Origin of the sequence: Brevibacillus sp. SAFN-007a, assembly GCF_051967035.1 — a bacterium.
GTDB lineage: Bacteria > Bacillota > Bacilli > Brevibacillales > Brevibacillaceae > Brevibacillus.
Window position 1 is genome coordinate 1 of the sequence record NZ_JBQCKK010000037.1, and the last position, 9,800, is coordinate 9,800.

Annotated in this window: 6 protein-coding genes and 1 pseudogene; 2 read left to right on the top strand and 5 right to left on the bottom strand. The window is 41.1% G+C overall.

What is annotated here, in order from left to right:
* The first annotated feature begins 1 nt into the window (after position 1).
* Positions 2–217, top strand: a pseudogene (locus tag ACTHO6_RS20755) (IS3 family transposase).
* 143 nt (positions 218–360) lie between these two features.
* Positions 361–648, top strand: coding sequence for a hypothetical protein (locus ACTHO6_RS20760; RefSeq protein WP_440243704.1), 288 nt, complete (start codon positions 361–363; stop codon positions 646–648).
* Positions 649–716: 68 nt separating this feature from the next.
* Here ACTHO6_RS20760 and ACTHO6_RS20765 read toward each other — a convergent pair whose 3' ends face one another.
* The 5 genes from ACTHO6_RS20765 to ACTHO6_RS20785 form a co-directional block, all read right to left on the bottom strand.
* Positions 717–3,710: a type I restriction endonuclease subunit R gene (locus tag ACTHO6_RS20765; RefSeq protein ID WP_440243706.1), complete on the bottom strand. Its 2,994-nt coding sequence runs from the start codon at positions 3,708–3,710 to the stop codon at positions 717–719.
* A 23-nt stretch (positions 3,711–3,733) separates the two neighbouring features.
* Positions 3,734–5,059, bottom strand: coding sequence for a restriction endonuclease subunit S (locus ACTHO6_RS20770; protein ID WP_440243709.1), 1,326 nt, complete (start codon positions 5,057–5,059; stop codon positions 3,734–3,736).
* On the bottom strand, positions 5,059–7,068 hold the full coding sequence (locus ACTHO6_RS20775; RefSeq protein WP_440243711.1) for a type I restriction-modification system subunit M: 2,010 nt from the start codon (positions 7,066–7,068) through the stop codon (positions 5,059–5,061). The genes ACTHO6_RS20770 and ACTHO6_RS20775 overlap by 1 nt, the downstream gene beginning before the upstream one ends.
* 102 nt (positions 7,069–7,170) lie before the next feature.
* Positions 7,171–9,147 (bottom strand): N-6 DNA methylase, encoded by a 1,977-nt coding sequence (locus ACTHO6_RS20780; RefSeq protein ID WP_440243713.1) that lies wholly within the window; start codon positions 9,145–9,147, stop codon positions 7,171–7,173.
* Between the two features lie 246 nt (positions 9,148–9,393).
* Positions 9,394–9,564, bottom strand: a complete 171-nt coding sequence (locus ACTHO6_RS20785; RefSeq protein WP_440243715.1) for a hypothetical protein — start codon at positions 9,562–9,564, stop codon at positions 9,394–9,396.
* Between the last annotated feature and the right edge of the window lie 236 nt (positions 9,565–9,800).

Genomic DNA, 9,800 nt, shown 5'->3' on the forward strand with positions numbered 1-9,800 from the left:
CATGAAAGGCTGCCCATATGACAATGCAGTCGCAGAAGCAACCTTTAAGCTGGTTAAAACGGAGTTTGTCAAGAATCAAAGATTTGAGTCACTCGCACAGTTGAAGCAGGAATGAGGGGCATACGTGAAATGGTTTAACGAAACAAGAATTCACTCAACATTGGCGTATTTGAGTCCATTCGTTTACAAACAGAAAGCAATTAAGAAATCTGTCTAGTTTGGTGTTGACAGTCCAGTTTTCAGGGGGCGGGAGCATTCTACTTTCCGACTTTATAGCCGCTACATTTCCCGCCGCAGTATTTGCGACTGACAGCCAGTTTGCAAATGTCTTGAGCTTTTTGCGGATTCTGGAGACAAAGTATGGACAACAAGCGTCTTAGGCTCTCCATTTCCTTCAAACACCAATATCGACATGTGTATGATTACCTACAAGGAATCCCGAACAAAAGCGACTATATCGCAAAAGCTATCGAGGCGTATATGAACAGAAAGCAAGATGCCGCTTCACATGAAGAAATCAGGAAGATTGTCTTAGAGATCCTACAAAATCAAGGTATCCATTCTTCTGTCCAAATCCCCTCTTCCCCTTCCCAAGTGGCGGAACTCATTTCGGAGGAAGATGCCGATTTAATCAACCAACTATTCTGATATTCACATTCAAACAGAAACTCCGCCAGAATTGAACATTTCGTGTTCAGCGGCGGAGTTTTTCTACATTATGCCCCTTTATTACTTAAACCCTTATAAATTTCATCAAACATATATTCCATTACGGTAGCCTTGAAATCACTGTCCTCCAGTATTTTCATGAAGAACTTCTCGTTCTGTCCCATTCTACCAATCACGATATCTAAAAATGCTTTTTCGTAACTGAACTTGAAGTTTTCTTTCGTATTGTTCTTCGCTTTCTGTGCCAGATCGTCATTATTGATTATGTCTTCCTTAATCTGCTCATACGATAATCGATCTGTATCGGTGAAATCCGTTCCAAAGCGTTCATTGAGTCGGTTGATAATCGAAGAGAGTTTATCCTTTGCTTCCTCTTTTCCACCTCCGCCACCATGAGAAACTGGTTTCAGATCTGCACCGCCCTTGACCACCAGTGAAATACTACCCTCAAATACCATCGTATTTCTGTAATACTCCAGAGCAACCTCATCCGCCAGATAAACCGATTCGGCTCCTTGCTTGGGCAACTTTTTCAAAAGATAATTCAGATAAACATATAATTTATGAAGATCAACATCGACAAATGGTCCAATTTGCAAAATGAATGAATAGGTACGGATAAATTTGCCCGCTGTGCTCTTAAAATCTTCTTGTCGTTCTTTAGGCAATTCATGTTTATAGCGTTCCACTGCTTTATCAAGAATAGCGTTAAGCTTTTCCTGTGTTTTCGGGGTTTTCTTCTTACCGCTAAACTCCAGCTTGCATACTTCCAAGATCTCTTCTTCCGTATATACCTGAGAAGCATCCAATTCCCGCTGTAAATCATAAAGCAGATTCGGATTGGTTACTTCCTCAAGTCCTGTCACTTCATAGTACGGTTGGAATGCCTCTTTTATATCTTCGGCTTCATTGACGAAATCGAGAACGAAGGTGTCGTTTTTGCCTTTGCAGGTTCGGTTCAGCCTGGAAAGAGTCTGTACCGCTTTGATCCCATCCAGCTTCTTATCAACATACATCGTATGAAGTAGTGGCTCATCAAAACCCGTCTGGTACTTCTCCGCCACTAACAAAACCTTATATTCATCGGTATGGAACTTGTCAGGCAATTCTTTCTCACCGAAACCATTCATGAGTGGCTCGGTATAGGATACTCCTTTATCCTCGACCATCCCCGAAAAAGCAACAACAGCTTTCATATCATCATAGCCTTTGTCGCTTATGTATTTGTCAAACGCCTGCTTGTATTTAACCGCATGCAATCGGCTACCTGTTACGACCATCGCTTTGGCTCTTCCACCGATCTTGTGTCTTGTCACCCGTCTGAAATGCTCAATCATGATTTCCGTTTTCTGAGCAATGTTATGCGGATGAAGAGACACATACTTGGCGATTTCCCTGGATGCCTTCTTACTGGAAACTTCAGGGTCATCCTCGATCATTTTCGCTACTTTATAATAGGTCTTGTAGGTCGTGTAGTTCTTCAGTACATCCAAGATAAAACCTTCCTCAATGGCTTGTCGCATGGAATAGACATGGAAAGCATGTGGTTTTCCATCCTCACCCATACGCCCGAACTTCTCCAATGTTTTCGCTTTTGGCGTGGCAGTGAAGGCAAAGAAAGAGATATTATCCTGCTTACCGCTTTTTGCAATAGTCTCGACGATCTTCTCATCGATATCCTCTAAGTTTTCCTCTGCTGTGCGGTCAGCTTCTAAAGCTTCTTCAAGTGTTTTATCTGACAAGATATTTGTCATAGCTGTTGCGGATTTGCCGCCTTGCGAGCTATGTGCCTCGTCGATAATGATGGCATATTTGCCTCTTTCGAACTCTCCTACTTTCTCCATGATAAATGGAAACTTTTGAAGAGTCGTAATGATAATTCGGGTATTATTCACAAGTTCCTGGGCAAGCTGACTCGAATCCTTATCGATCTTGGCGACCATGCCTGCTTTATGCTCTAATTGATAAACCGCATCTTGCAATTGTTTGTCCAGTACCCTGCGATCCGTAATGACTATGACACTATTGAAGATGGCATTATCCTCGTTGTCATGGATTTTCGCCAACCGATGAGCGAGCCAGGAGATACTATTGGTTTTACCGCTACCCGCCGAATGTTGAACCAGGTAGTTTGTACCGACACCAAATTGCTTTACATCGCTTTCGATTTTCCTAACGACATCTAATTGATGATATCGGGGAAATATGACCGTTTCCTTCTTATCGATGATTTCTCCCGTACTGTCCAGGATATCTTCCTGTTTGACAAACACGAAACGGAAAAGGATATCAATCAAGCTGTTTTTCTGCAAGATCTCTTTCCAGAGGTATGCAGTTTTATAATCATCTGATACTGGAGGATTGCCTTTGCCTCCATTATTGCCCTTGTTAAAGGGGAGAAAGAATGTCTTTTCCTTCTCCAATCGTGTTGTCATGTAAACCTCATCAGGATCAACAGCAAAGAATACAATGGCACGCTTCTTAAACTGAAATAGTAGTTCCTTCGGGTCACGATCATTCATATACTGCCGCTTTGCATCATCCACCGTTTGGTTTGTAAGAGGATTTTTCAGCTCCAGTACGGCGATAGGAAGCCCATTGAGAGACACAAGCATATCTATGCTGTTGTTGTTTTGACTGCTGTAATAAACCTGTCGGCTAATGGTGAAAATGTTCTTCGTATACATTTCCAAAAGTGTCTGGTTCATATAGCTGACAGGCTGATTGAATGCGAGCTTGAGAGTAACGCCGTAATCCTTGATCCCATGCCGAATGCAATCGATCATTCCTCTGCTGTTCAATTCTTTACTAAGCCGCTCCAGAATTTTCTCTTTTGTTTGCTCCTTATACACCTTACGGAGCCGTTCCATTTCTTTAGGCTGAGTGCTTTCAAGGAACTCAAACAGCATCTCAACATCGAGGGCATGTTTCTTAAAATCCTCTGATGCACTACCCTCAATCCGTCTACTCCGATACCCCGCCTGAACCAGCCATTCTTCTAAATTGGTTTCCAGACCTTTTTCGGTGTAGTCAATTGCCATGTCTTCACCCCTTTTCGATAGTATTATGCTGTAGCAGTTACTTCCGCCGCTACATCCCTGACATCAATTTTTCCTGTTACGGCCTCAAAGATGAGGGATTGGCGGTATTCTTTAAGGTTGTTTAATTGAGTCCGTATATAAAAAATCAATTCATCTATTTCTACTGTTTTTTGATCAAGGAAATTGACTATTTGCGTTTGTTCAATTTCTGAAGGCAAAACGATTGGGAGCCATTTCAAATCAGCATACCCGATAGATTGTCTTACCCCGTCCCCTAATCCATAGAATACTTTACACAAATCATAAGAATGGAGGAGGTAATAAGCATATTCAGCATTAATGTATTTAGCTCTTAATGCTAAGTATGCAGATGTAATTATTCCTCTTTCTTTTGCAAGTCCTACTCTAAGACTTCGCTTATCATTTTGAAGATCTGTTAATCGTAACACGATAGTACCATTGTCAATTATTTGGTATGTTTCAAACGAATCAGGTAGTAATCCAAAGTTGGATTCAACATCTCTTCTCACAATCTTTCCGTAACTCAGTGAGAGTACATTCTGTTCCATATTCCCTAAATTCTTTATTTTTGATTCTTCAAAGATTGTAAAAAAAGGACTAATACTCCACTCCTTAGGAATTTCCCCAATCCATTCCACACCAGAGTCCTTCATCTTCACATCGGGATTCAATCCCTTTGTAACAACTTCAGTGATAATCGCCTGCCGCTGTTCCTCCAGTAAAGCGATCAGTTTTTCCTTGTCAGCGATGAGGGAATCGATTTCTGCTGTTTTCAGGTCAAGGAAGTTGGCGATTTGGGTTTGTTCATTGTAAGTAGGGAGCAAGACAAGTAACTTTGATAACTTGCTTGCTTTAATACCCGTTGCAGTTGAACCTGTTGCAAATGTTTGTAAGTTATCCTGAAAACCTTTAGACAACATCCAATATTTTAAGTAATAGTTATTAAGAACATTATCAATCCCTCTGAATTTTATTATCCTTTGTGCAAGGGCAATATCTGTCCGATCTATATTTGCAACTTCCCCAAGTGGAGCTTCTGTTGTAAAAACAACATCTCCAATATCAGGGATACCTCTTCTCATTATTATTTCGTATTCATCAGATCTAACATATTCTTGAGAAAGGGAATAATCAATTTTTCCCATCTTGATGTTTTTCGCAGTTACTAAAAATACTCCTTCATCAACTTTTTCGGGTGTCTTCCCCCTGTAGTCCACAATAGAACTAACATATTTAGTTAGCCCTCCTGTTCCCCATCCCTTAGGCACTTCTCCAATCCATTCAACACCGCTGTCCTCATATTGCTCATATCTCTTGTACTGCACCATCAGCCCAACACCTTCTTCAATTTGTCCAGTATGTTCGCTTCAAGTTCCTTAATTTCACTTAGGATTTCGTCCGAGCTACGAAGCGGTGTATACTGATAAAAATGTCTCGTAAATGGGATCTCATAACCGATCTTGGTCTTGCTTTCATCAATCCATGCATCAGGTACATGCGGTTTCACTTCCCGCTCGAAGTATTCGTGAATATTTTCTTTGAGCGGAACGTTCTCCGTATCTCTTAAATCCGTATCTGGTTCAGGATTTCCTTTACTGTCTCTGCAAATATCAGCAGTATCGTCCTTTTCAGAAAGAGCGGCAAGGATTGCTTTCATTAGCGGTGCAGGAATGGTAAGGTCATGATCCTTAAATGCTTTCTTGATCAATTTAGTAAAGGTTTCTCTGTTCTTGTATAGTTTATTGTCCTTCAAGGAGTACAGAGCATCAATGATTTGCTGTTGCAGTTTCTTTCCAGCCTCTATCTCATCTAAGCCAGCCTGACCCTTTTTCCTGGTTGTTGCCAGATTACTGAATGCGGTTTGATTATATAGCTCCTTGACCCGTTCTTCGCTAATTTGGAAGTTCAATCGCAGTGGACGCTCAATTGTGATCTTCCTATACCCAAAATCTTCATTATCGAAGAGTTTGCAATGCTCCCCTTCTTTGAAGCTACCGTAAATACGGACAATCTCATCAATATGTTCAGGGGATAGCTCGTTGCGTTTATTTCCAAGGCTCTTTTTCATCTTCTGATAAAAGGATGCCCCGTTTACAAGCTGGATTTTGCCTTTTCTGAGCGGATCTTTATTATTGGTCAGTATCCAGACATAAGTTGAGATACCTGTGTTGTAGAACAACTGATCAGGCATGGCGACAATGGCTTCGACCAAATCGTTTTCGATGAGATAGCGGCGGATTTCACTTTCACCACTCCCTGCATCTCCTGTAAACAACGGGCTACCGTTCATGATAATGGCAATACGGCTTCCTTTTGGATTCTCAGGTGTGATAGGTTTCATTTTGGATACCAAGTGTTGTAAGAACAATAATTGACCATCGCTGATTCGTGGCAATCCAGCTCCAAATCGCCCTTGGAATCCCTTGTTTTCATGCTCCTCCTTCACTGCATTTTCCACTGGTTTCCATTCAACGCCATAGGGGGGATTTGTAATCATGTAGTCAAACTTCATTTGAGGAAATGCATCCTGAGATAGCGTATTGCCAAAAGCGATATTTTTCGCTTCTTCACCCTTGATCAAAATATCCGCTTTACAGATTGCATAAGACTCCTCATTAAACTCTTGTCCAAAAAACTCAAAGTGAGCAGACGGGTTCAATTCCTTCAGATATTCTTGGGCAACGGAACCCATACCACCTGTACCTGCACAGCAATCGTAAAGAGTCTGTGTAATGCCTGGTTTTGTGAGAACTTCAGCATCTTCAATGAAAAGTAAGCTCACCATCAGGCGAATAACTTCTCTTGGCGTATAGTGGTCGCCAGCTTCTCCATGTTCAGAAAATCTGCGGATCAGCTCCTCGAAGATGTAGCCCATTTCCACGTTGCTGACAGTTTCAGGGTGCAAATCAATTTCACTGAAGCGTTTTACAACAAGATAGAGCAAATTATTGCGATCCATCTTCTCGATTTGCTTTTCAAAATCAAAATATTCAATGATATCCCTTGCTGATTTCGAGAAACCATTTATGTAGTCACGAAGGTTATCTGCAATATTGTCTGAATCGTTCAGAAGCTTCGTGAAATCATATTTACTGACATTGCTAAAGTTTTGCTTTGCTACTCTGTTTAGGATCTCATCCCTGGATTCTTGCGGCAAATGCTTAAACTTCTCATATTGGGATAAAACTTCTTCTTTTGTCTCCTCCAAAACACAATCGAACCTTCTCAATACTGCAATCGGCAGGACAACCTTACCATATTCCTCTTTCTTGTACGGCCCACGCAGGATTTCAGCAATTGTCCAAATAAAACTTACTTTTTCTTGAAAGTTCTTCATTAAGTTAACCCCTTATATAAATGTTGGAAAATATAGATAGGTCGCTATTACTATTATACATCGGTATTATCGGGGGATAAATGTATCCCCCGACAACGTATGTTAGTCCATTAGATCGAAAGTATCGCTTATTGCCATAAGTTCATAGCTTTCTCTGTAGCTTTGCACATAAGAATGCCTCGCCCTTATGAGTGTCTCCTCATACTGTTTTTCTGCTTCAAGAATTCGTCTCACTATTTCTCCCTGCTCTTCGATAGGTAGTAAAGGCAAACTAATTGAGGCTACATCCTTATGGCTCAGAACGGTCACTGTGGTTCCACGCTGGTAGGCTTGTAAGTAATACTGTCCCACTGGACTTTCGAGAAAAGCCTTTATGAAATACGGATTATATCGCTTTGGGTCAGATACACGAACGCGAAGAAAATTCTGTGAGAAAACCATTGGTTTGTCCTTGAGATCATCTGATGTTACAACTGTCATTTTTAGCGTCGTGCCACGACTGGACAGTAATAGGTCGCCAGGTTCAAGCTCATAATCACGTGCTCTTTTGGGACTCAACGTGATTCCTTTCAGTTCATTTGGTACGATCTTACCCTCCTGCACATCAACAAGATTCACCAAGTAATGAGTCGCATCTGCATCTACGGAATCATCCTTTGTGGGATTAAGCCCCCTATCGACCTCCGCAATTTCCCCCAATGTTATTTTCGGGAGATCTGATTGTTCGTATTTCTTGCGATTCATGTTTGTTCTACCGATCTTGGTTTCTACCTCTGCCTTTTCGAAGTATCTCAAAGGAAGAAGGCTCCAATCATTTGTTGAGATCTCACTAACAGGAACGCTTCTGCTGTACCCATCAATATGTGAATGATTACGATATGCACTTACAATAGCTTCGATATCAGAATCTCGAAGTTCATTCTGATTTCGCATAGCTTTCCTATAACCTTCTTCTGCATTGATGAACAATATCCGATCTCTCATTGCGTCAGGTTTGTTCTTATTGATAATTAGTACAGCAACAGGGATACCTGTGCCAATAAATAGGTTGGATGGCAGTCCAATTACGGCTTCAATCAGACCTTCTTGAATTAGGTTTGAACGAATTTTCGCTTCGGAAGCACCTCTTTGAAGAACCCCATGAGGAACCACAATAACCGCCTTACCGTCTTTCTTGAGGGAGGCAACACTGTGGAGGACAAAAGCCATATCCCCATAAGCCCGACTCGGTAGACCGTATCGAAAACGTCCGTAAACATCTTTCTCGGCTTCCTCATAACCCCAATTACTCACTGCGAACGGCGGCGAAGTAAGGATTCCATCAAACTTCATCAAATGCCCCTCTTCATCTTTCCATTGAGGAGCGGTGATTGTATTACCGAGCTTCACGTCAGCTATCTCTGGATACATTCCATGTATGATTAGGTTCATTATCCCTAACGCACGGGTTTGAGCATTAATCTCTTGCCCAAAAAGCCTAACTTCCCCGTGGTTCAGCTGAGCATACTTATTAGCCTCGATTAAGAAACCATTTAACCCCGAAGCATAGTCACATACCGACCCATTTGTCTTATCAAGAAGACGTGGTAGAAGTGCGGTAATACTTTTGGGACTGCTTCCCTCTCCTCCATGAGCACCCTCTCTTGAAATGATTGCTTCCAGCAAATCCTCTAAATACTGAGTGACGGTTCCTGTTAATGGGCTTGGATCATCGTACAGTTCTCGATTGTATGATTGGCGATTTAGAACTGAATCCGCTACCTTATACAAGCTTAGATCGTCCTTAATACGGTCAAAGTTAAAGATTGTAAATACATCCTGTAATGATGGATTCAAGCTCTCCAACTGTTGGAAAGCAACCTGTAGCTTTTCACCAAAATCAATTCCGTTGGAAGTGAGTGTTTGCCAAGAATGATTTTCAGAAATAATAAAACCATGATTTGAGTTTTCACAAAGGAGCTTGTAGGTTAACATTGGTTGTAAATAGTGCCTTATCTCGGTTATTTGCATCATTCCTCTCCAGCTATCGCCAATAACCCACGCATCTTTGTCAGCCTCATTCATCAATGTATTTCTCACCCTCAACCTCACCTTTCGCTTTTACTCTTTTTGTGTATTTATCATACACTTTTTGACGATTCGGTAATGATTCCTAAATGGCATTGCCTATCTGTTACCTATACTACCATGTCATCCCTTTGTTGTAAAGTGTATTTACGATACTTTTTATAAATATAGTTAATTGTTGTTGTCATGTCGGTTGATACACCTATTCAGTTCGGTATTGCATTTAACCTACAATAGAAAAAACGCTTTTTCAGCGATTCAATTCATAATATATTCCTTCTCACTTTTGGCTTGGAGTGCTTCTTCGTTATCAACCTCCTCCAACAATAACTTTTCGAGCATTGGATGAACACCAGGTAAACCTGCCCCTTGCCCAATCCCACACTTGCTCAGTAATATCCACCTTAACAGAATCGTTGTTTGCTTCACCTGCTCCTCCACTCTTTACCTCTTTCCATAATAGGTATATGGAGTAAAGAAACTGACCATCTTTTCCAAGATCTCAGCCATATAAGCAATTGTCAAATCTAAATCGGAAAACGGTTTGAAGTATACCCCAATTTTTCGTTTTCTTATTACGATGTCAGGTGGATCGGTTACACTAAGTTGGACAGAAAAAATAAGGGCTTGTAGAATAAACCTATTATGTTAAGGAGCGGATCTCT